Source organism: Veillonella parvula DSM 2008 (assembly GCF_000024945.1).
Lineage (GTDB): Bacteria > Bacillota > Negativicutes > Veillonellales > Veillonellaceae > Veillonella > Veillonella parvula.
Genome location: NC_013520.1, coordinates 134,743 through 157,249, shown reverse-complemented (window position 1 = coordinate 157,249; position 22,507 = coordinate 134,743). Strand labels below are relative to the sequence as shown.

General features: G+C 40.7%; 22 protein-coding genes and 1 other annotated feature. Of the genes, 2 read left to right on the top strand and 20 right to left on the bottom strand.

The annotated features are described in order from the left end of the window. Position 1: 1 nt before the first annotated feature. From leuC to VPAR_RS00465, 4 genes are all read right to left on the bottom strand, one after another. The gene (gene leuC, locus VPAR_RS00480; RefSeq protein WP_012863701.1) at positions 2-1,261 is read right to left on the bottom strand and encodes a 3-isopropylmalate dehydratase large subunit; all 1,260 of its coding nucleotides are present in this window, start codon (positions 1,259-1,261) and stop codon (positions 2-4) included. A gap of 1 nt (position 1,262) precedes the next feature. Further along, positions 1,263-2,801 carry a 2-isopropylmalate synthase gene (locus VPAR_RS00475; RefSeq protein WP_012863700.1) on the bottom strand — a complete coding sequence of 513 codons (1,539 nt, stop codon included), beginning with the start codon at positions 2,799-2,801 and terminating at the stop codon, positions 1,263-1,265. Between the two features lie 153 nt (positions 2,802-2,954). Further along, positions 2,955-3,156: a binding site (T-box leader), on the bottom strand. 81 nt (positions 3,157-3,237) lie between these two features. After that, on the bottom strand, positions 3,238-3,645 hold the full coding sequence (locus VPAR_RS00470) for a hypothetical protein (RefSeq protein WP_012863699.1): 408 nt from the start codon (positions 3,643-3,645) through the stop codon (positions 3,238-3,240). 359 nt (positions 3,646-4,004) lie between these two features. Further along, positions 4,005-4,634: a hypothetical protein gene (locus tag VPAR_RS00465; protein WP_012863698.1), complete on the bottom strand. Its 630-nt coding sequence runs from the start codon at positions 4,632-4,634 to the stop codon at positions 4,005-4,007. 230 nt (positions 4,635-4,864) lie between these two features. On the opposite strand from VPAR_RS00465, the gene VPAR_RS00460 reads away from it, so the two are divergent. Further along, positions 4,865-5,212, top strand: coding sequence for a hypothetical protein (locus tag VPAR_RS00460; protein ID WP_012863697.1), 348 nt, complete (start codon positions 4,865-4,867; stop codon positions 5,210-5,212). Between the two features lie 55 nt (positions 5,213-5,267). On the opposite strand, the gene VPAR_RS00455 is transcribed toward VPAR_RS00460, so the two are convergent. The 14 genes from VPAR_RS00455 to VPAR_RS00390 form a co-directional block, all read right to left on the bottom strand. After that, a complete protein-coding gene (locus VPAR_RS00455; RefSeq protein ID WP_012863696.1) occupies positions 5,268-5,738 on the bottom strand; it encodes a hypothetical protein in 471 nt (156 codons plus the stop codon). A 148-nt stretch (positions 5,739-5,886) separates the two neighbouring features. Beyond that, positions 5,887-6,594, bottom strand: a complete 708-nt coding sequence (locus VPAR_RS00450) for a hypothetical protein (protein ID WP_012863695.1) — start codon at positions 6,592-6,594, stop codon at positions 5,887-5,889. A 124-nt stretch (positions 6,595-6,718) separates the two neighbouring features. Then, on the bottom strand, positions 6,719-7,459 hold the full coding sequence (locus VPAR_RS00445) for an ABC transporter ATP-binding protein (RefSeq protein ID WP_012863694.1): 741 nt from the start codon (positions 7,457-7,459) through the stop codon (positions 6,719-6,721). 1 nt (position 7,460) lies between these two features. After that, positions 7,461-8,228: an ABC transporter ATP-binding protein gene (locus tag VPAR_RS00440; RefSeq protein WP_012863693.1), complete on the bottom strand. Its 768-nt coding sequence runs from the start codon at positions 8,226-8,228 to the stop codon at positions 7,461-7,463. Then, positions 8,221-9,744, bottom strand: coding sequence for an ABC transporter substrate-binding protein (locus VPAR_RS00435; RefSeq protein ID WP_012863692.1), 1,524 nt, complete (start codon positions 9,742-9,744; stop codon positions 8,221-8,223). Before VPAR_RS00435 ends, VPAR_RS00440 begins: the two co-directional genes overlap by 8 nt. Before the next feature lie 66 nt (positions 9,745-9,810). Then, positions 9,811-10,620 carry an ABC transporter permease gene (locus VPAR_RS00430; RefSeq protein WP_012863691.1) on the bottom strand — a complete coding sequence of 270 codons (810 nt, stop codon included), beginning with the start codon at positions 10,618-10,620 and terminating at the stop codon, positions 9,811-9,813. After that, the gene (locus VPAR_RS00425; protein ID WP_012863690.1) at positions 10,613-11,563 is read right to left on the bottom strand and encodes an ABC transporter permease; all 951 of its coding nucleotides are present in this window, start codon (positions 11,561-11,563) and stop codon (positions 10,613-10,615) included. Before VPAR_RS00425 ends, VPAR_RS00430 begins: the two co-directional genes overlap by 8 nt. A gap of 232 nt (positions 11,564-11,795) precedes the next feature. Next, entirely contained in the window at positions 11,796-12,383 is a 588-nt protein-coding gene (locus tag VPAR_RS00420) for a hypothetical protein (protein ID WP_012863689.1), read from the bottom strand. 46 nt (positions 12,384-12,429) lie between these two features. After that, positions 12,430-13,029: a hypothetical protein gene (locus VPAR_RS00415; protein ID WP_012863688.1), complete on the bottom strand. Its 600-nt coding sequence runs from the start codon at positions 13,027-13,029 to the stop codon at positions 12,430-12,432. Between the two features lie 91 nt (positions 13,030-13,120). Next, a complete protein-coding gene (locus VPAR_RS00410) occupies positions 13,121-13,879 on the bottom strand; it encodes an SDR family NAD(P)-dependent oxidoreductase (protein WP_012863687.1) in 759 nt (252 codons plus the stop codon). 429 nt (positions 13,880-14,308) lie between these two features. Next, complete coding sequence (locus tag VPAR_RS00405; protein ID WP_012863686.1) at positions 14,309-15,310, bottom strand: electron transfer flavoprotein subunit alpha/FixB family protein; 1,002 nt, start codon at positions 15,308-15,310, stop codon at positions 14,309-14,311. Further along, positions 15,310-16,299, bottom strand: coding sequence for an electron transfer flavoprotein subunit beta/FixA family protein (locus VPAR_RS00400; RefSeq protein ID WP_012863685.1), 990 nt, complete (start codon positions 16,297-16,299; stop codon positions 15,310-15,312). Before VPAR_RS00400 ends, VPAR_RS00405 begins: the two co-directional genes overlap by 1 nt. A 4-nt stretch (positions 16,300-16,303) precedes the next feature. Beyond that, on the bottom strand, positions 16,304-16,582 hold the full coding sequence (locus VPAR_RS00395; RefSeq protein ID WP_004694335.1) for a ferredoxin family protein: 279 nt from the start codon (positions 16,580-16,582) through the stop codon (positions 16,304-16,306). Then, complete coding sequence (locus VPAR_RS00390; protein WP_012863684.1) at positions 16,579-17,886, bottom strand: FAD-dependent oxidoreductase; 1,308 nt, start codon at positions 17,884-17,886, stop codon at positions 16,579-16,581. The genes VPAR_RS00395 and VPAR_RS00390 overlap by 4 nt, the downstream gene beginning before the upstream one ends. Before the next feature lie 388 nt (positions 17,887-18,274). On the opposite strand from VPAR_RS00390, the gene VPAR_RS00385 reads away from it, so the two are divergent. After that, positions 18,275-18,736 carry an ArsR/SmtB family transcription factor gene (locus VPAR_RS00385; RefSeq protein ID WP_012863683.1) on the top strand — a complete coding sequence of 154 codons (462 nt, stop codon included), beginning with the start codon at positions 18,275-18,277 and terminating at the stop codon, positions 18,734-18,736. Between the two features lie 157 nt (positions 18,737-18,893). Here VPAR_RS00385 and VPAR_RS00380 read toward each other — a convergent pair whose 3' ends face one another. Together VPAR_RS00380 and VPAR_RS00375 are read right to left on the bottom strand one after the other, a co-directional pair. Further along, positions 18,894-20,216, bottom strand: a complete 1,323-nt coding sequence (locus VPAR_RS00380) for a pyridoxal phosphate-dependent aminotransferase (protein WP_004694339.1) — start codon at positions 20,214-20,216, stop codon at positions 18,894-18,896. A 415-nt stretch (positions 20,217-20,631) separates the two neighbouring features. Further along, positions 20,632-22,500 carry a TonB-dependent receptor plug domain-containing protein gene (locus VPAR_RS00375; RefSeq protein ID WP_012863682.1) on the bottom strand — a complete coding sequence of 623 codons (1,869 nt, stop codon included), beginning with the start codon at positions 22,498-22,500 and terminating at the stop codon, positions 20,632-20,634. Between the last annotated feature and the right edge of the window lie 7 nt (positions 22,501-22,507).

Sequence of the window (22,507 nt, the reverse complement as noted above, 5' to 3'; positions counted from 1 at the left end):
ATTAAACCTCCTCAGGGCCTGCAATGCGGCCTAATACAGCACTTGCTGCCGCCACGTATGGGCTTGCCAAGTATACCTCAGAATCAACGTGCCCCATACGACCACGGAAGTTACGATTTGTCGTGGAAACGGTGCGTTCCCCTTCAGCCATGATACCCATGTAACCGCCAAGACACGGACCACATGTTGGAGTGGACACAGCGCAGTCAGCTTGAATGAAGATGTCCAATAAACCATCTTTCATAGCTTGATCGTATACATCTTGGGAACCAGGAATTACGATACAACGAACGAATGGAGCTACTTTGCGACCTTTGAAGATTTCTGCAGCTGCCACCAAATCTTCGTAACGGCCATTTGTACAGGAACCGATGATAACTTGATCAATTTTAATATCTTTGTCGATTTCGTTGATGTAATGTGTGTTGGATGGCAAATGAGGGAACGCTACCACTGGTTGCAATTTGGACAAGTCGATGGTAATAGTTTGAGCATATACCGCATCAGCATCTGGAGCGATTGGCTCAACAGGACGATTTACGCGGCCTTTGATGTATTCTTCAGTAATTGCATCATAAGGGAATACACCACATTTACCGCCCGCTTCGATAGCCATGTTACAGATGGTAAGGCGGTCAGCCATAGTCATGTGTTGTACGCCTTCACCGGCAAATTCAAGGGCCATGTAACGAGCGCCATCTACGCCGATTTGACCGATTAAATCAAGAATTACGTCCTTACCAGTTACCCATTTGTTAGGTTTGCCGATAAGCTCAACCTTAATTGTTTCAGGTACTTTGAACCAAGTTTTACCTTCTGCCATAGCAACGCCCGCATCAGTGGAGCCTACGCCTGTGGAGAATGCATTTACCGCACCATATGTACAAGTGTGGGAGTCAGCACCGATCATCATTTCCCCGGGACCGATAAGGCCTTTTTCTGGCAAAATAACGTGCTCAATACCCATTCTACCGACTTCAAAGTAGTTTGTAATGCCATGTTCGCGCACGAAGTCGCGCATTACTTTCGCTTGTGTAGCGGATTGAATATCTTTATTTGGTGTGAAATGATCCGGCACCAAGTAGATTTTATGACGGTCAAATACAGGTTTGCCGATTTTTAAGAACTCTTTACGCGCCGGTGGGAATGTGATGTCGTTCATCAATACCGCATCCAACTGACATTCGATGATTTGTCCCGGTTTAACGACATCAAGACCCGCGTGATGAGCCATATTCTTTTCAGTAATGGTCATACCCATATTATTCTTCCTCCTGTTGTTCTAGCTCCATAGCTAGGAATACTGAGTTAACTGCATTAATATATGCATTTACACTTGATTTAACGATATCTGTGCTGATACCACGACCATGGTACAAGCGACCGTTGTATTCTACCTTGAGGGTTGCTTCCCCAAGGGCATCTTTACCGGCTGTGATAGCGCGGATTTGGTAATCTTTCAAGCTAATTGGCAAGCCAACCACACGTTCAACCGCTTTAAGGGACGCGTCTACTGGACCGTCACCAACAGCAGCATCAGCTTTTTCACCTTCTGGAGTCATGAGACGAACGTCAGCATAGGCATAGCCTTTTTCACCCAATTTATAGTATTGAGCCACGAGCTCGAATGCTTTTTTGTGGTGAAGATTATCTACAACAAGGGCTACGATATCATCATCGTATACTTGTTTTTTGCGGTCTGCCAACTCTTTAAACTTAGCGAAAAGATCGTTGATTTTTTCCTCAGTGAAAGATTGGAAACCAAGTTTTGCCAAATGATCGGCAAAGGCATGACGACCAGAGTGTTTGCCCAATACGAGATCTGTTTTTTCAGCCCCTACGGACTCAGGAGTCATGATTTCATAGGTTTCAGGGTTGCTCATCATACCATGTTGGTGAATACCAGATTCATGAGCAAAGGCATTGGAACCCACGATCGGTTTATTTGGAGGAACTACAACACCTGTTAAACGGCTCACAAGTTTAGATACTTTCGTAAATTGTTTTGTATCGATGTTCACTTGAAGATCACCGAAATAATCATGGCGTGTTTTAAGAGCCATGACAACCTCTTCAATTGCTACATTACCTGCACGTTCACCTAGGCCATTAATTGTGCCTTCTACTTGGCGTGCACCTGCTTTAATAGCAGCTAACGTATTTGCATTAGCAAGACCTAAGTCATCATGACAGTGAACGGAGATAATTGCATTTTCAATGCCTGGTGTATGTTCTTTAATATAGCGGATTTTATCACCGAACTCATTAGGGTTCATGTAACCTACTGTGTCTGGTACATTAATAATTGTTGCACCACCAGCAATGGCAACACCAAATACTTGGCATGCGAAATCTAAATCAGAGCGTGCCGCATCTTCACCAGAGAACTCGATTTCATCGACCTTACCTTTTGCATATGCCAATACGGATTTAACCTTATCCAATACCTCTTGGCGAGTCATTTTTAATTTATATTCCATATGAAGTTCGGAAATAGCAATGAATACATGCAAACGGCTACGTTCCGCATCTTTCAATGCATCAATCGCTTTTTGTACGTCCTTTTCATTAGCACGTGCCAACGCACAAATTGTTGCGCCTTTCACTTCGCGTGCAATCGTTTGTACTGCTTCAAAATCTCCAGGGGATGCTGCTGGGAAGCCAGCCTCGATTACGTCGATGCCGAGGCGTACTAGGCCTTTCGCAATTTCAATTTTTTCAGGAGTTTGTAAAGATACACCTGGTGTTTGTTCCCCATCACGAAGGGTTGTATCGAAGAAATATACGCGATTCTGTTCCATAATAGCCACCTTTTCTATCCTCATAAAACATAACACTTATTATATCTATCCATGGTGAAAGTTTGTAAAATCGCCAATGTCGACACCATATATAATCAGTGATTTACTAGACTTTCACAAATAAAAAAGCCCCTCAGAACAACCGTCGTTGCTCAAAGGGGCGTTATATTCATAACACGGTACCACCCTAATTGGGACTCGTTTCGGGTATAACGGAACCACCGTCGATGACTACTGACGTTCGCCACCGAAGCTCACGGGAGAGTGTCAGCGTACAACCTCTATTGCCTCGCACCAGCCGGCAACTCTCTGAAAGCAGGATTTGTAAACCTTTATACCCGTTCATCGCTTGATTTAAGATATAAGGGTATTGTACTGTATTCTATAGACTTATGTCAATTAAAATAAAATGAATATGATTTCATAAAGCTCATCGTTAGTAGTTAGTCCACTCTAAACTATCAAAATCATTCATAATGAGTTTCTTCTTCTTTACCACTTGGTTCGTTAGCTCAATGCGTTCACTAACAAATGAAATATCTGTATACCATTCCCTTAAATTAGCATACACTTCATTCTCTAAATCAATAATGATAGTTTCTATGGGATCCCACGTTTTACATTGTACAGATTCCACCATAACCATGCTACTACCTATGAAAGTAACATCTCTACCATAAATCCAAAATGGCAATACCTTATTTTTTATAGCAATAGAGTATATAGCATCCCCATGAGGTGGTTCCGTTTCATATTGCGTGCGTATTTGGTACTTTTCCATAATTTCATTACTACCATTTTCTATATATGGTAGCTTTGAAATCTTATAATTTTCTGCGTTCATATAAACTCCATTATTTTTAATATCAATCACAACAAAGAGGACTGTATATCGCTATTTGTGTAAAGAGTATTTTGCTATACTATAAGTGTTGCTAACCCTAATCTGGCAACAGAAAGGGGGTGTAGTTATTGCACAACAACTATCAATTTTGGCTAGCCGTCATGGTAAATGTAATCGCCTACTACATTTGCAAGTGGTTAGACGCTTTCCTAGCCCTTTTATTTAGCAACTAGCCCAACGCTCTAACATTAGCGTAATAATGTAAAAAATCCCTCGGAGTTGCCGCTCCGGGGGATTTTGTAGTTAATTGCACAACTATCAATTGCCTACCTATAATATACTACACCTTTAGTGTTTTTTCAATATTTTACACTGTTAATCATTTCCCTAGCCCGCTCAACAGAAACTGGCTCATTAAATAAGAACACATGATTTTGTCCTTCATGTTCCCAAGATGTTAAGTAAACAGAGTCATCTACCATTCTATAGGTCACGGTCATGCCATTTACAACCTCTGTTTTCTGAGGCACGTAATCCTTATAATCACCTGCAATATTACCAGATACTGCAGATACGCGATATTTAATATACTTTGGCATATCATCTACACGGTCAAAGTATTTTCCTTTTAAAAGCTCATGATAAGCATACACCACTTGTAGTACATCATGATCTACAACAGCCACATGTATAGCATGTAACCCTTCTACGCCATTTGGCAACTGCGGTTTAAAGTTCAAATGTTGCTTAGCTTCATATATGGTATCAAACACCTCTAGCGATTGACCTTTACGAGTACTTCTATAATCCTCATCAGTCATGCTGCAACTTCCAAGTCTATCTGGACAAGGAAACTCATTACGATCCCCATAAGGCTGGTCATAAATCGAATTACCATTAAGACGGAATCTCGTCAAATCATCTGCGGACACAAGATTAATAGAACCTATAAAAGCTAACGTAGCTAACACACATACAACCTTTTTCATGATACATTCCCCTGTAAACAAACTACATATGGTAAGTTAATTATATCACTAAAATTTAAATCAGTTATCATCACAAATCTATCACATTTGATAGTATCTATCGCAAATCATTCTACTATTCAAAATTATTGTTGGTGCTATAATGAACTCAACAAAAGGAACAGGTGCTCATATGATACTAAATGCACTATTCCAAAACTATAGTTAGTAATTATATGGAGGAAATAATCATGACACATACACAATTAACACAACTAGTTCAAGCATTATTAGATGCACCACAAAGCAATCCTAAAGTAAAAGAATTCGCTCAGTCTTGGATTGATGCAGAAGGTACTCCTAAGCAAGAAGAACTCACGAAACAACTCGTACCCGTAGCAGAACAAAATATTGCGCTTATCGACGAAACAATCGGCTTTGCAGGCTCTGAACTCGCTACACAAATCCTTGGCGAAGAAGGTGCAGCTAACCTATTACAACACGCTAAAGACATCAAAGCAGAAGGCGCAGAATTCTGTGACTGCCCTAGCTGCGTAGCAGCTAAAAATATAATTGATTTGAAAGCGGAAATTGAATAGTTTATATAAATAAAAATAGCTCCTAAGGGAACTATTTTTATTTATATTATTTGAGTTATATCTTGATATTACGTTCTATAATATCCCCCTTAGATAATATGGTTGCAGTAACATCGTATCTATTTTTTGTGATAATTATACTACACCCATAATCATATTCAAACCTTCCATTTTCTTCTGTCATTTCAGCTAATTTTTTGATATCCTCCTCCGCATTATCATTCCACCAAGGTTTTACTTCTATAACGACAAAATTGCTACTATTACATCCACGTCTATGCACGATAATATCTGGCCTTATCAACTCATTAGCCTTATTCTTTTTAGAATCAGCTAAATCCCGGTTATATTCACAGTCTACATCATACTCATCTATACATAATGATAAATAGTGCCCAATCTTATGTGAAATGGACAACTCACTTACATGATTATCAGTTTCATTAAATATTAAGTATTGATCTTTATAAAACAACATATCTAATGCAATCTTTAATGCATCATAAAAACGCCCTAAGGTATTCATAAAATATCTCCTTTTAGTGTTTGTAGATGAACTAAATATAATTCCTTTATATAACTAATTTGACCTACTAACTTACATATTCTACAAAATACTTTATCTCACAATATGTATTTATCATCGGTTCTAAAAAATTCTAATTCACAAGCAGCTATTCCTCTCTTATACTCCGTTTTCTTAATAGTTCACGTTCTTTTTTTATAGAGATATATAAACTAATATAAAACCAATATATACAGTATCCGTAAATAAAGCTCCGACTAAATACGAATACTAATTCAATCCATTCTTTATGTGTCATATTAGGAAGTAAACAGCTAAGAGAAATAAAGTGCTTTATAGGATTGATGATTTCAAATGATGAAGTATACCAATCCGGAGAAATTAAAACACCTATATGATTAAACATCGCAAGAATATAATATACGCCTCCAATAAAAGGAATATAGACTATTGATAATTGTAATAAGTCAAAACTTTGATTACTTATAAATTGACAGTATGACTCCATATGGCTTAACAACTTATAAAAATCTTCAGATAATTTCATGAAGTATTCTTTTTTATCTAATTGCTTTATTATAACTTCTAGGATATAAGCTATAAGTAGTATCAAAAATAATATTCCTGGTATGCTACATACAAAAGGGATTAGCCAATAAAGAATAAACTCAACTTTTTTTAGCAATACTTTTACTATTTGAGGTAATATAGATTCAAAATCTAATATATTTACTCCATAATAAGCATATAAGTAATCAGCAAACAAACATAACCAAAAAAGTAAAACAAAAATCTTTGTAAATAAATCAAATCGTTTTCTAACTAAATTTATCAATGCCATAATACTCCCACTCATATATACCTCCTTTTATTCATAAAATATCATACCATAATATACTATTATAATTTTACTTATAGTTAAAATCGTATAATTTATTGATTATACGTATAAAAAAGCCCCTGTATAACAGGGGCCTTCTTTATTCTCCAGCACTGACAAGCGCTTTTGTATATGGGTGTACCGCTTCTTTAAGTCGTTTTGATTCGATAGTTTCTACGATTTGTCCATCTTTCATAACGATGATTCGGTCTGTTACGGCTTGTAAAAGTCCAATATCATGGCTGACGAATACGTAGCCAAAGGGTTGTTCCCTATGGAGTTTTTGTAATAGGTCTAGCACCAGCTTTTGGTTCACCGCATCAAGGGCTGATGTAGGTTCGTCAAAGAGTACCAGTTTCGGCTTCATCAGCATGAGCCGTGCCAATACAACACGTTGCAGTTGACCACCACTGACTTCGTGAGGGTATTTATGAACCGTATTTTCTGGTAAGTCTACCCGTTGCATCCATTTACGAATATCTTCCTTTGCTGCCGCTATATCCATGAGACCATAGTTGATATACGGCTCTAAGAGAAATGCTTCCAAGTTCATCCGCGGCGGAATTACCGCCAAGGGATTTTGGAACATCATCTGCATGGAACGATATATTTCTGTATGATTTTGAATGGAATGGATTTCCTCACCAAAGAGTCGCAAGGTGCCAGATGTAGGTTTTTCTAGCATAGCAATCAGCCTAAGCAGCGTACTTTTACCAGAACCACTACCACCAGCAATACCTACCCGTTCATTCTCCGCTACAGAAAAGGATACGTTATCAACGGCGCGGACCGTATGATTGTGGTTCGTATATTGTTTACATATATTCTCGAGTTGAATCATACTACACCACTTTCATTACGGAATCTAACAAGATGCGAGTATACTCATCCTTTGGCTGGGCCATGACCTCTTCAGTGGATCCCACTTCAACGAGTTGCCCCTTATTCATAACACCGATGCTGTTGGCAATGCGCGCCGCCGCCTTGATATTATGAGTTACGATAATCACCGTTGCCCCAAGAGCCTGTGTTACCTCTTTCATAAGGTCCAATACAGAGGCTTGCACAAGCATATCTAAGGCACTAGTTGGTTCGTCAGCAAATACGATACTCGGCTTCAAAATGAGGCTCAAAGCTATTGCTAACCGTTGTTGCATGCCACCGCTCAACTGAAACGGATAGGACTGCAAGATACGCACTCCATCAGTTAAGTGAACAAGATTAAACATATCTATCACTCGACTGACCTCGTAGCTTTCACCATGAGCACGGAATAAATCTTTGAAGTGATTTTCTACGGTGCGATTTGGGTTTAGATAGGCACTGGGATTTTGAAAGATCATGGAAATCTTTGTGCCCCGCAATTGTCGCCAATCGCTATCACTCAATGTAGAAACATCGGTGCCGTTTAGCAAAATTTGGCCGCTAATGTTAGCTTGTTTCAACATGCCAAAGGCGGCACGAACTAACGTAGATTTACCAGATCCGCTTTCACCAACGATGGCAAAGACCTCACCATTGGGCACGGAGAAGGATACATCGCGTACCGCTTGCTCCGCACCGTATGAAATTGTAACCTTATCAAATACGATACAATCAGATTTATTCAATAGTAGAATCCTTTGTTAATAAGTAGTAATCGATAGGATGTACTGGTACATTTTTAACTTTTGTAGTAGATACAACCGTTGCACTTGGGTACAACAAGTAGATATCTGCTACATCATCCACTAATAATTGTTGCGCTTGTTTTGCAATATTAGAGCGTTCGTTTTGATCAAATGTTACAGACAATTGGTCGATTAACGCATCTACTTGAGGATTAGTGTAGCCGCCAACGTTTGCTTTCGCACCAGTTTTGTAGAATAAGCTGAGGAACCAGTAAGGATCGTTTGTAGACATAGTCACTACATTGCGTTCTACTAAATCGAAACCATCTGTACCAAGTGTATCTACTTCATCAGGGCTTTGTAATTTCTTAAGAGTTACAGCAATACCAGCTTTTTTCAATTCTTGTTGAATTTCTTCGTATAAGCTTGTATCTTTCCCCCAAATAGCAATAGTAACAGCTAATTCTTTACCGCCCTTTGCGTACATGCCATTTGCATTTTTAGCGTAACCAGCTTGAGTCAAGATTTGGTCAGCTTTTGCTACATCTGTCATCGGTTTATTAGCAATCGCATCATAGCCTAAGTTGGCAGATGGCGGGAATGGTGCCGCCCCTGGTGTGGAACCGTTACCAATAATTTTTGCCATGGAGTCATAGTTAATGATATGAGCAATAGCGGAACGCACAGCTTTATCATGTAATGGAGATGCTTCTGTGTGGTTTGCTTTCAACATAAACACACGAACGCCAGCAACATCTTGAATGTTGAAGCCATCTTTGAACAAGCTACGGTTAGCAGAGTCCACTTTTTGGATTACATCAACGTCTTTAGATTGTAACGCCATAGCGCGTTTGTTGTTATCTTCGATGTCTTTTACGGTTACAGTATCAAGACCTGGTTTGCCACCCCAGTAATCTGCGAAGGCTGCAAGTTCAATTGTTTCACCTTTTTTGAAAGCAGTGATTTTATAAGGGCCTGTAAGAACTGGTTTAGATGCTACGTCTTTAAGATCTGCAGTATCCATGATAACGAAAGCAGGTTCAGTCAAGCTAGATAACAAGGAACCATTAGGCTCTGTAGTTTTAATGATTAAGTTTTGACCATCTACTGTGATGGACTCGATTTTAACGGCTTTAGCGGAACGAGCACTTTGTTTCATCGTATACTCAATGGACTCTTTTACCTTTTGAGGTGTCATCGGAGTACCATTGTGGAATTTTACGTTTTCACGGATGTGGAATTTCCATGTTGTAGGGTCTACATTTTCCCAAGAATCTACCAATTGTGGGGCAAATTTCATATCCGGTGTAACAACGGCTAAGGTTTCACCTGCACCGATACGTGTCAATGTCCACGCATCCCATTCGTGAGTTGGGTCTAATGTTTCACCAAACCAATACAAACCAACATTCATATGCTTACCTTGTTTGCTGTCTTTAGCAGTATCATTGCCACAGCCAACCAAGAGAGCCACCATGCATAGCATGGACAAACATGCTAACAACCAACGTTTCATAATATCTCCTTTAAAATACATTGCCTCGTTGAGGCTTTCACCATAAAAAATCTATACACAACACGGTTAACGAGATACATCGAGGGCATCGCGCAACGCATCACCAATATAGTTAAATAAAACAACGGTAATAAAAATAGCGAGTCCCGGGTAAATTAGCAGCCACGGCGCGGTTTGTAGAAAATCGCGGGAGCTCAACAGGATCGCGCCCCACTCCGGATCCGGCGGTTGCACACCGATGCCGATGAGCGAAAAACTGGCTACCAAAATGATGGCGTCCCCTAAATGTTGAATAATAACGATCACCAACGGTGGCAATACATTCGGCAGAATATAGCGCCACAGAATTCGTAGATTTGAAGCACCTGACATACGAGCAAAGGTAATGTACTCCGCATGGCGTTCAATCTGTACGAGGCCCCTAGTGATGCGGGCGTACTCTGCCCATTTCGTAATACATAAGGAAATGATTACATTCGTTATGCTAGGTCCCATAATACCGATGAAAGCAATGGCAATCACCATGTTCGGGAATCCTAGTACCAAATCAATCAAGCGAGATAACCAACGGTCAATGCTAGGTGTAGAGAATCCTGCTAACCCACCAATAGCGATACCGATGGCCCCACTAATGCCAATGATGGTGAAAGCAATCCCTAAAGAGGCTTTACCACCGTACAGAATACGAGACCATACATCACGACCGAGTTGGTCAGTACCTAATAGATGGGTACTACTAATGTCTTGTAAGCGGTCCGCGATACTCGTCGTTTCAGGATCAAAGGGTGCTATATAAGGAGCACATAGGAAAAATACAATCCATAGAGCTGCTAATACCAACATAGCGTATAAAGTGTAAGGCTTTCGTCTATTCATAGGAGCCTCCTTTTATAGCGGCTCTTCGTTTTGGATTTAGCCAAATGCTCAATACATCGATGATGATATTAATCACGATAAACACCATAGTAATCCAGATGATATAACCTTGCATCAATACATAATCGCGAGCCATAATGCCTTGTACCATCATGTAACCAATACCTTTTATGGAGAATACCGTTTCAATAACAGCAGAGCCACCTAGCATAGCGCCCATAGTTACTCCCATCATAGGCAACAACATAAGTCCCACATGAGGGAATATGTAACGGGTGTAGACCATCCATTCTGGCAAGCCCAATGCTCGCGCCCCCTGTACAAAGGGCTGTCGCGACACTTCTAAAATAGCATTGCGCAATCGACGAATGTAGAGACCACATATCCATAAAGCAAGGGTTACCGCGGGCAATACATAGGCAGAAAAGCCATTGGTATTCGTTACCGACACTAGCTGTAATTTAACACCGAATAAGTACAGTAATAATAAACCGACCCAGAACCCAGGGATTGCTAATGCTAGGAATGTAACGAGACGAACCCCATGATCAATCCATGAGTCTTGATACTTTGCAGATAACATACCGAGCGGTATGGTTACCACTATCCCCATAACAAGAGCTAAGGATACTAGCCCCAAGGTATTAGGCAAGGCACCGCCAAGAATGGTCGCCACTGGTAAAGCATACAGAATTGACTCACCAAAGTCTCCTTGCACAATTTGACTAAGCCAACGCATATATTGTTGCCACCAAGGGTCATTGAGACCTAACTGCTCTCGTATCTGTGCAACTACAACTGGATCTGGTGTAGCCCCTACAAGATTAAACTTCATCGACACGGGATCAATAGGAGATAATTTTATCAATACAAATGTACCGATGGTAACAACAAATAAAATACCTACAATACTCGCCAAACGCTGTAGTATTAATCGATACAATACATCACCTGCCTTCTTTATCACAAAATAGCTATATTTATATTCTATCAATGTAATACTTAGATAGATATACCCATATGGGTATTTAGAATCATTATCATTATGAGAGTTTTGCATAGCAACAAAAACGGCCCCTCATATGAGGAGCCGTTCCATATAAAACCCTTACAGTGTCCATGCGAGTGCTTCACTACAGCTCGCATGCCTATCCCATTAGGCCTGGACTTTTATATTATTTTGTATGCTGTTTTGGAGCTACTGTATTAGCAACGATTGCTTTAGCCATGTCACGAGTTACAGGGCGTTCGAAGTACATCCCATGAGTTTGTCCGTCTTTTGTCCAACCTATGAGATATACCATTTTATTACCGCCTTTGAAAACAACCTTTGTGCCGTTTACTTTTTCATTAGCTGTTACACGAAAATCGTTATAATCGCCGCTGATATCTTCTTTTATTTCATTGGCTATGCGATGGACGATGCGTTTGCCTGCAGCTTGATTACGAGTAGCATCTTCACCAGCTTGGTAAACATAAACTACTTGTAATACATCCTTATCAATAGTACTTACAGATTCAATATTGTAACCTACAGGTAATACCTTAGGCATTTGAGGTGTAATGTTCATATATCTAGCCGCTTCATCTACAGTAGAAAACTCATGAAACGGACTTGGCATACCAACCATTGGCGCTTCTTGTTGCGCTACCACAGATTTAGGTTGATCTGGTTTTACATCAAGAGTACCTTGAGCACTAGCAACAGTATAAGAACCTACACATGCACAGGCAACTGCCATCAAGACAAATTTTTTAACCATGGGTATAATCTCCCTTCGCTCAACACGAAAATTATTAAAAAAACATTTATTTTGTATGTGATTTTTCCTCAACAATATTACGAATTATAGCCTTCGCTATATCTCGCGTAATGGGATGCTGAAACTCTAAAGAGTGATTCTGCCCATCTTTCATCCACGATGCAAGATAGACCTTTTTCTTACTACCTTTGAAAGTAACCTTTGTACCGTCTACACGTTCAGTTTCTATTACCTTATGAATTTTATGGTCACCACTAATATCACCAGCTAACTTAGATGAGCGATATATAATAAGTGCACCGCTAGCTTTGTTGTAATATGGCTCCGCGCCAGGTCCATAGACATAAACAACTTGTAATATATCTTTTTCTAGGGTTATAACAGATTGAATATTAAAGCCTACAGGTAACAACTTTGGCATCTGTGGTGTTATATTCATATACTCCGCTGCTTGTTGAACTGTGGTGAACACATGTACCGGACTCGGCATAATAACATTTGGTTCTGCCGCTTCAACTGATATGCCACCAATCATAGGCATAGACTCGCCTTTATTAGCCGGCGCTTCGGCACTAACAATGTTATATAAACCAATAAATGCACATACAAAAGTAGCCAATAAAAATATCTTTATCTTTAGTTCCATACAACAATCTCCGCGCAATGAATTTGATAAAATTATATTTATCAAAACTCACGCAGCAATTATACTCTAAATGATATAAAATTTCAAGTAACTATTTCTTATACACCATAAACCCAGCTGCTTGTTGATTTGCCATAATTGTGACATCAGAAATTTGCAAGCGTTTAGGTTGGTTTGTTACGTATAGCACAACGTCCGCCACATCCTCAGGTTGGATGGCATCGATGCCGGCGTAGACGGCTTTAGCTTTTTCCGCATCACCGTGAAAGCGCACTTCACTAAATGGAGTCTCTACGATGCCCGGTTGAATGGTTGTGACCTTAATATCTGTAGCAATCGTATCCATGCGAATACCATCGCTTAACATCTTAACGGCCGCCTTTGTAGCACAGTAAACAGCTCCACCAGGATATGCGTATATACCAGCGGTAGAGCCCATATTCACAATATGGCCTGCGTTTTTATCAATCATATAAGGTAATACAGCCTTTGTTACATATAAAAGACCTTTCACATTCGTATCAATCATAGTTACCGCATCATCAACAGTACTATCTTGGAATGGATCTAAGCCTTGCGCAAGACCTGCGTTATTTACAAGGACATCAACGCCACCAAACGCTTCAATTGCTGCTGAAACCTTGCTTTCAACATCCTCACGACTACGCACATCAAGCACCAAAGTCTCAACGCGCACGCCATATTCCTTAGACAAACGAGCCTGTACCTCAGCCAACACCTCAGCACGACGGCCGGAAATCAAAACATTATCGCCATACTTTGCATACGCCTCGGCAATACAAAGACCAATACCAGACGTTGCACCAGTAACAAAAACATTACGAGCCATAAATACCTCCTTATCAATCCGAACTATATCTATAGCCTAATTATACCACTTTAATATGTAATGGACTCTAGGCCGCTACGCATGCCACACTCTCCCACTCCCCAAAATGACATATTGACGCATCTGAAGGTAAAGTGCATAGAAATAAAAAAGGATTACCGTTCTAGAAGCGACTTTCCCTTTGTATAAATAATATGTCGGAGCATTTGTTTATAATACACTAATATTTGAGCTCTACAACAGCAGTAAGCCAAATAGGGATACCTATTCGAAGCCGCCTTGGGCGCTTTTCCCTTCTCTCTAAAATGACATATTGACGCATTTGAAGGCAAAACGCATAGAAATGAAAAAGGATTACCGTTCTGGAAGCGACTTAGGTCACTATGGAGTCTTTCGGAACGGTAATCCTTTGTAATCAGTTATATAGTTTTATTTCAAATGCGCCAACATATCATTTAACACTTCCATGCAATCCCCCACTATCCCATAGTTAGCGTGTTGGAAGATTTCTGCATTTGGATCGTTATTGATAGCCACGATTGTGTCAGCACCGGAGATACCGCTCACGTGTTGAATAGCACCGGAGATACCGAATGCCAAGTATAGTTTAGGACTTACAGTTTTACCCGTTTGGCCTACTTGGTATGGCAATTCAATCCAGCCCTTTTCAACGAGGGGGCGTGTAGCACCTACAACACCGCCGATAGCATCGGCAAGTTCGTAGAGCTTATCGAAGTTTTCTTTGGAACCCATGCCTCGACCGCCGGCCACGATGATATCCGCTTCTTGGATGTTGTAACCATCTTTGCTAAACGGAATGAAGTCGAGACGCTTCATGCGAATGTCTTCAGGGTTAAGGTCGAATGGTTCAATTTGAATGCGACCCCAGCTATCTGCGATGCGGTCCGGCTTTTTAAATACATTAGGACGGACAGAACCCATTTGTGGACGATGATTTGGAGAAATAATTTCAGCTAAAATATTCCCCCCCAAGGCAGGGCGTGTCCATTCTACAAGGCCTTCTGTAGTATCTACCGTCAAAATGGTACAGTCAGCTACGACACCATTTTTCATGCGACCAGACATGCGAGGTGCCAAGTCACGACCATTGTTTGTAGCGCCAATCAAAAGGATATTAGGCTTATGGTCTTCAAAGAAATCTGTCAAAACCTTTGTATAGCCATCTGTTGTATAGTATTTCAAAAGAGGACTTTCAAAAACGTGAACAATATCGGCACCATGTGCCACGAGTTCCTCCGCCTCGGATTGAACATTTTCACCAAGAAGCATAACTTGAACGAGTTGGCCCAATTCCTTAGCGATTCGACGAGCTTGACCGATAAGTTCGTACGTAACCGGATGCACTACGTCATCGATGGTATCGGCTACGACAAAGACATCTCTATATTCATCAAAATTTGTCACTCCCATTATCGATCACCTCCTTTGGAACCTTCTTCACCTTTAACAGCTGCTAAAATCTTAAACTCACTGGAGGATACACTTTCAACAGTGGCAGCCCGCTGCACAGGATCTTTTACATCTACGCCCTCATCATTGGTATCTACAGGCTCTTCAACCAGTTCTTCGCTAGGCACTAATAGATGAGAAAACTTTTCTGGCTTGATATTATAAGCTAATTCAAGAACCTTTTTAGCCCCTTCTTCCACGGATGAAAGCATTTCTACCTTGCCTCGAAGCGGCGGTTGATATACCTTACGAACGCGCGTAGGAGAGCCATTAAGCCCGATCCGGCTTTCATCAATATTAGGCATATCACGCAATGTAATATGAGAAATTTCATAACGTTTCGCGTAAATAGAGCTCCAGAGCCCTGGTTGACGAGGCTCATTGAGTTCAGCCGTAGCTGTTACCAATAGTGGTAAAGGAACTTCCACAATTTCGTAACCATTTTCATGTTCTCGTTTTACAATCGCTTTTTGAGCTGCTTGGTCTACAGATAATTCACAAGCATAGGTAGCTTGCGCCATGCCTAGTTCCTCCGCAATTTGAGGACCTACTTGCGCCGTATCCCCATCGATAGCCTGCTTGCCGCAGAAAATCATTTGGAACTCGCGATTCATGGTACGTTGAATATGACGAATGGCAGAGGCAATCGTATAGCTTGTAGCCAATGTATCAGCACCACCGAAAGCACGGTCTGTAATGAGCACCGCATCGTCTGCACCGAGGGATAAACACTCGCGAAGTGCCGCCTCGGCTTGAGGAGGCCCCATAGTGACAACGGTTACACGACTACCTTCATATTGGTCTTTTACCGCAAGAGCTGCCTCTAACGCATGCATATCGTAAGGGTTTACAATACTAGGCAGACCTGTGCGAATGAGATTATTCGTTTCCGGATCCAGCTTAATCTCAGATGTATCTGGAACCTGTTTGATACATACTAATAACTCCATACACTCACCCCTGTCTAAATTCTACGCCCTTAGCGTTACGCGGATATTTCCAAGTTTTTACGATTGTTTCACCACAGAGAACACGGCAGGTGCCGCACTCAAGACACCCAGCGAAATCAAAGGCTAAATCACCATTTTCTTGTAATGTATATAGACCGGCAGGACAGCCGTTTACGAGTTTCATTTTCTCTTCCAAGCTAAAGCCGGCGCCATCCACAATGATATGAGGAGACGTTTCATCTACATAGTATTTATTGGCGCCCAAGCGCTCTTCTAATTTCATAGGGAACGCACCCCTTTCCAAGCATCACGAATCAAGGTAACTAAACCAACGTCACTTACACTACCCATCAATTTCTTCATCATTGGGACTGCACCATCACCATTTACAGTGAATACATCGCGCATCACATGATTCACAAGAGCTGGATACTCTTTGAATATGCGAGGGTTTGATGCGAGGAAGGCAGGCATATTTTTATAAAGCTTCATATCCTTATACAACCAAGAATTCTTGATTTGACGTTCATACAATTTAGCAACGCGCTCCATGTTTTCATCGCGCAATGCTACATTAACTGCATCGGCTGCACACATGCCAGATTCGATGGCAAGATCCATACCACGAATGGTATACCCCAAGTTCATACACATACGCGCTGCATCACCGACGATAACATACCCATTACCGCCCAACTTAGGCAACGCTTTAAATCCGCCTTCTGGCACGAGATGCGCACTATGCTCCTTCAATTGGCCATTTTTTAATAATGGTGCGATTCTTGGATGATTGGTGAAAGCTATCAACATGTCATCTACAGATTTATTGGCTTTGCCGATATCTTCAAGGCCTACAACCATACCTACAGAAAGACTGTCTTTATTCGTATAAATAAAGCCACCACCCAATAGACCATCGGTCATATCGCCCAAAGTAAGCCACGCCATCCCCTCATCGCCAGATAGCATGAGGCGATTTTCAAGATCTTCTTTTTTGAGTTTATATACTTCTTTCACCCCTACAGCCATTGTTCTTGGATCTGTAGGACCTGTAAGACCAGCCTGTTCCAATAATAATGTGTTAGAACCTTCTGCGATGATAACTAGTTTTGCATATACTTCGTCATCGTGACAGCGAACCCCTATTACACGGCGACGTTTTCCTTCACCTTCGGTAATAAGCTCTGTTACCTGTACATTAGATACGAGAAGAGCACCTTTTTTCTCCGCCTCTTCTGCTAACCATTTATCAAATTTAGCACGCAATACTACGTAGGATTCTTCATTAGGTTCACCATCTTGGTAACTGTACTCGATAGTGGTCATTTCATTGCCTGTACCAATAGAAATGCGCTCTTTTGTCACCTTTCGTTCCAGCGGCGCACGGTCTCTAAAGTCCGGTACAAGACGTTCCAAAGAATGTGTGTAGATGCGTCCCCCCATCATATTCTTAGCACCTGGTGCGGTACCGCGTTCGATAAGTAAAACTTTTACCCTCTGCTCCGCTAAGCGTAATGCTGCCGCAGAACCCGCTGGCCCTGCGCCAACAACGATAACATCAAATGTTTCATTGCGATTAATTGCCATATACTCAGCTCCTTTAAATGAAAGCTTAGACTTACATAAGTTCATATAGTATATATATTTCTCTATTTAGAACCAAAATACCTTTAAAAATTATCACAGAAAGATGAATATATTCTATATTTTTCAGAAATATATTATAAAAGTCTATACATGTTGTATATATACTCATTATATATTAATACTAATGTATACTTTCTGTTCTAGATAAGTGCAATAAAATTCATCAATTCGTGAAATTTATAAGTAAGTCTAGCTTTCACGGTAAAAGTAGCGTATGATAAAAGTAGCAAAAACCCTATACGGAGCAAGACGCGTATAATACGACCGCATAATGCAAGTCCACGGTCAAGGTTAGGAACTCGTTATTTTTTAATTAAGAGGAGGCCCTATGGACCCGTTAAAAATCTTGAAAGCATTATCAAATCCGCATCGGTTAGATATTATATTGTGGCTAAAACACCCAGAGAAAGAATTCGGTGTACAAGTACACTCTAATACTCTTATCGATTTCCCTCATAGTGTGAGCGTTAAGAGTATCCAAAAGCGCTGCGGTGTATCGCAATCTTCTATTTCTACATTTATGAGCATCTTAGAGAATGCTGAACTTGTGGAATCGCGCAAAATCGACCAATATACCTATTTTCGTCGCAACGAAAAGGTTATTCACGAATTTGGCGAATGGTACAACAAAGAAGTATCCATCCAGTCTGATCACATCGACAAACTATTAGAAACGGTCATCTTAGGAGACACTTCATACCCGGCAACTGAGGAGAACTCAATGCCTAGCGAGCAACTGGCAGTCGAAATACGTACTAAGGGACCACATCATGATGAAGAAAGTAAATAAATGCCTTTCCCTACTTACCATATCTAGGGAAAAACGAAAAGAGCTATAATATTCAAAATTATAGCTCTTTTTTATGTAATACTATACCACTTATAGTATATATACAACTCATAACTAAAAAAGAGTGCCTTCCTCTTTGGGAGGGCACTCTTTACTTTTATACATTTCGTTGTGCTTCGTAAGCTCTGAATAATTTAGATAATAATTCAGGAGCCAAGCGCAATAAATCTGGGTTTTCACAGAAAGATACGCGCAACTGTGTTTTACCAGGGTTATTATCGCCATTTTTACCGCTATAGAAGCCATTGAGTGGCGCCATGAGGAGTGTATATTCCTTGCCATCATCAAGGCTTACTGCACCGTGTTCAGCACACCAAGAAGCAAATTCTACACCATCAAAGCCAGGTTTTGCAACCTTTCTCACGTCGATTACAAAGTAAATAGACGCTTCAGGGCGAGACACAATGAAGTCCGGTTCTACCTCTTTAAAGCCTTTATGGAGTTCAAAGATCATTTGACGATAATAGTCGCGTTGTTGCTCATACCAGTTGTGCAACTGTGCATAGGACTCATGCTTCAAAGCACCAAAAATATATTGGCCCAATGTATTAGCGCTAAGATTTGCCGTATATTCCGCAACAGATTTTTCATAACATAATTTATTATCTGTAATGATAGCTCCAATGCGAAGTCCGCACGCATTCCAAACCTTACTGGCCGTTTCAAGGCTGATACGGCGGCCTTCGATGCCAGGCACATCTTTATCGGTTAAGGCCCAAATGCTAGATGTTTCTTTTCCTTTTTCATAAGCCAATTCACGGTACGCTTCGTCAGAGATAATCCATAAATTATGTTTTACGCACAATTTAGTATATTCAATAAGCGTTTCTTTGCTAAACAATTGACCAGTCGGATTGTCGTAAGGAATGATGAGTAAAGCACCTGGTTTCGTATCGATAATGCGCTTCTCTACAGTCTCCACAGACGGCAATTCAAACTCACCATTTTCATTGAGCTCCCGTTCTACAGTAACCGTTTTACGACCAATGCGAAGACCTACTGCGTCATAGTTTGTATAAGAAGGGTTGAACATCAATAGAGGGCGTTCCTCTTCGCCGGCGCCACCACATACGCCAAGCATGATGATTTCCATCGCCATGGATGCCCCATCTGTTACAAGCACATCGAGGCCTGTCGTATCAAAACCTTGACTGCGCAAAATGTGGAGAAACGCTTCACGGCACTCATCAGTGCCCGTAGTTGGTACATATGGCACAATGCCATTATGGAACGGGCTATTGACACCGCCCAAATCAAACAACCTACGCTGCATGGCGGGATGCATAGGACGCATTACATTGCCAATAGAACCATTCACCAAGATAGGCGGGTTCTTACGTTCCAAGAATTTAATTTGTCCTAGGCGAATGCCAGACGGCTTCCGAGCCATCATATACGGCGATAATTCTGGTTGTTTCATTTCGATCCAACTCCTCTAAAAATCAACCTTCTCCATTGGAAGGTTTTGATAACTGTGAAAGTAACAAAACACTTACTATATAAGCAAATATACAAGTACATCACAAAACAAAAAATACGAATATATAAATATAGATAGATACATAATATTATAGAGCTTTTACTATAGAAAATCTATAGTTTTATAACATATACTTATTTACCTATACCTAATTTATCGGTTATTGAAAATAGCTCTCATGGTGCTTAGTGCGGTCTCAATATACCATCAAAAACTATAATAAAAATGAAAGAGCCCCACGAGAGGCTCTTTCACCATGATATAGATTACTTTTTGAAGCTAAACAAATAACTACGACGTAATTGTCAATTATTAGTATAGCTTTATAATCGAACCATTGCAGTAGTTATATCTATTAGATAGTCACTTCTACACCTAGACGGAAGTTGCGACCTTGACCTGGCCACCAGTCACCAGGGTTACCCCAACGAACGCTAGATTGTTCCGCATAGTATGTATCAAAGATATTATTGATACGACCAAATACAGTAACATTTTCGCGTACGCGATAGTTAGCGCTGATATCAGCCAACCAGTATGTTTTACGTGGAAATACATTATCTGCTGTACCAGGACGATTGATAATACCACGAATATCCAAATGAGCATCCCATTTAGCATCGTTGTAATCAAGGCCTGCGTTAACAGCATGTTTTGGTACATATCCATCACGGTTTGCTTTGCGAGTTGGTGTTGCATCGATATGAGTATACGTATAGCCAAGACGTGCGGACAAGTGATTAGTCAACTGTTTACGCACATCCGCATTGATGCCACGAGCTTTTTCAGTGTCAAAATTGCGATATTGACCTGTGAAGTTTGCCGGATCAGTCATAACCCAACCGATCTTATCCTTTGTACTACGGCTAAAGAAGCTGAGATTACCATTCCAAGTTTTACCGAATTTATGGTGTACACCTAAATCAAATTCATGACCTGTTTCAGGTTTCAAGTTGCGGTTGCCATTGAAACCATCAAATAATTGGTATGGTGTAGGTGCCAAGAAGTACTCTTTATACGCAGCATACACATTTGTCTTCTCATTTACATCATAGCCAAGGCTGATGGATGGAGATGTATGTGTACCGAAAGCAGAATGATGGTCTACACGGATACCAGGCGTTACAGTCCACTTAGGAGCGAATTTCCATTCATCTTGAATGAAGTAAGACGCATTCGTAAGCTTCACGCCACCCATGTTAACCACTTTATCTTGACGCCAGTCGAAGCCGCCTACTACAGTATGGTCTTTCGCTTTATACGTAATTTGATCCCCAATACCACGAGTCTTCACATCTGTTAAGTACCCATCGTATGTTGTTTTATAGTGATTGTTCATCAAGTATAATTGATGGCTCCAACGATTGCTGATTTTGTTGTTCCAAATAGCGCGTAAGGAGTCATTTGCTTCATTACCATAACGAATGTGATTAAGGGCACCCAAATGGTCGGAGTACATTACATCACCACGATATGTGTCGTAAGATATTTTTACATCGTTCTTATCATTGATTGTATTGCCCACCATGAAGGATGCAGTATGGCTGTTGCCATGTTGAGGAATGCGCACGCCATGACCATCTTTGTAGGAGCCAATGATATCTTTTTGTACGCCTACACGCCAGTACCAATCTTTTTTGCTACCTTCGTTTGTAATAGCGTATTGTTCTAAATCATTGCTGCCTCCCATCACACGAAGTTTAGTTTGTACCACTTGCTCAGGTTTTGCAGTGATTACGTTTACTACACCACCGATGGCACCGGAACCATACAATGTAGAGCCTGCACCACGTTGGACTTCAATACGGTCAATGCTAGACATATCTTTCAAAATAGTCATCGGCGGATTCACACCTGCTGCGCCCATATTGATGCCATCTACCAAATACAATACTTGGTCAGACCCATTGATGCGGAATGCATTGGAGTTCGTGTAACCTACGCCACCACCATACGTATTAATATCTACGCCCGGTACGATGTTCAAGGCTTCGTTCATATTCGTAGCATGGCGCTCACGAATATCGTCACCTGTTACTACGCCTACACTTGCTGGCACTTCTGAAAGTTGTTGTTCACTACGAGTTGCGGTAACAACAATGGTATGCGCTTCTTTCGCATCACCAGCTTCAACAGCTAATACATTAGGAGCACTTAAAGTGCTACCAAATACGAGGGCTAATCCTACGTACATGGATAATCGTTGCATTCTTGATACTTTCATAAAAACC

Excerpts from the sequence above, each read along its gene's own strand:
- leuC (WP_012863701.1), bottom strand. The coding sequence starts at position 1,261 with ATGGGTATGACCATTACTGAAAAGAATATGGCTCATCACGCGGGTCTT.
- VPAR_RS00475 (WP_012863700.1), bottom strand. The coding sequence starts at position 2,801 with ATGGAACAGAATCGCGTATATTTCTTCGATACAACCCTTCGTGATGGG.
- VPAR_RS00470 (WP_012863699.1), bottom strand. The coding sequence starts at position 3,645 with ATGAACGCAGAAAATTATAAGATTTCAAAGCTACCATATATAGAAAAT.
- VPAR_RS00465 (WP_012863698.1), bottom strand. The coding sequence starts at position 4,634 with ATGAAAAAGGTTGTATGTGTGTTAGCTACGTTAGCTTTTATAGGTTCT.
- VPAR_RS00460 (WP_012863697.1), top strand. The coding sequence starts at position 4,865 with ATGACACATACACAATTAACACAACTAGTTCAAGCATTATTAGATGCA.
- VPAR_RS00455 (WP_012863696.1), bottom strand. The coding sequence starts at position 5,738 with ATGAATACCTTAGGGCGTTTTTATGATGCATTAAAGATTGCATTAGAT.
- VPAR_RS00450 (WP_012863695.1), bottom strand. The coding sequence starts at position 6,594 with ATGAGTGGGAGTATTATGGCATTGATAAATTTAGTTAGAAAACGATTT.
- VPAR_RS00445 (WP_012863694.1), bottom strand. The coding sequence starts at position 7,459 with ATGATTCAACTCGAGAATATATGTAAACAATATACGAACCACAATCAT.
- VPAR_RS00435 (WP_012863692.1), bottom strand. The coding sequence starts at position 9,744 with ATGAAACGTTGGTTGTTAGCATGTTTGTCCATGCTATGCATGGTGGCT.
- VPAR_RS00430 (WP_012863691.1), bottom strand. The coding sequence starts at position 10,620 with ATGAATAGACGAAAGCCTTACACTTTATACGCTATGTTGGTATTAGCA.
- VPAR_RS00420 (WP_012863689.1), bottom strand. The coding sequence starts at position 12,383 with ATGGTTAAAAAATTTGTCTTGATGGCAGTTGCCTGTGCATGTGTAGGT.
- VPAR_RS00415 (WP_012863688.1), bottom strand. The coding sequence starts at position 13,029 with ATGGAACTAAAGATAAAGATATTTTTATTGGCTACTTTTGTATGTGCA.
- VPAR_RS00410 (WP_012863687.1), bottom strand. The coding sequence starts at position 13,879 with ATGGCTCGTAATGTTTTTGTTACTGGTGCAACGTCTGGTATTGGTCTT.
- VPAR_RS00405 (WP_012863686.1), bottom strand. The coding sequence starts at position 15,310 with ATGGGAGTGACAAATTTTGATGAATATAGAGATGTCTTTGTCGTAGCC.
- VPAR_RS00400 (WP_012863685.1), bottom strand. The coding sequence starts at position 16,299 with ATGGAGTTATTAGTATGTATCAAACAGGTTCCAGATACATCTGAGATT.
- VPAR_RS00395 (WP_004694335.1), bottom strand. The coding sequence starts at position 16,582 with ATGAAATTAGAAGAGCGCTTGGGCGCCAATAAATACTATGTAGATGAA.
- VPAR_RS00390 (WP_012863684.1), bottom strand. The coding sequence starts at position 17,886 with ATGGCAATTAATCGCAATGAAACATTTGATGTTATCGTTGTTGGCGCA.
- VPAR_RS00385 (WP_012863683.1), top strand. The coding sequence starts at position 18,275 with ATGGACCCGTTAAAAATCTTGAAAGCATTATCAAATCCGCATCGGTTA.
- VPAR_RS00380 (WP_004694339.1), bottom strand. The coding sequence starts at position 20,216 with ATGAAACAACCAGAATTATCGCCGTATATGATGGCTCGGAAGCCGTCT.
- VPAR_RS00375 (WP_012863682.1), bottom strand. The coding sequence starts at position 22,500 with ATGAAAGTATCAAGAATGCAACGATTATCCATGTACGTAGGATTAGCC.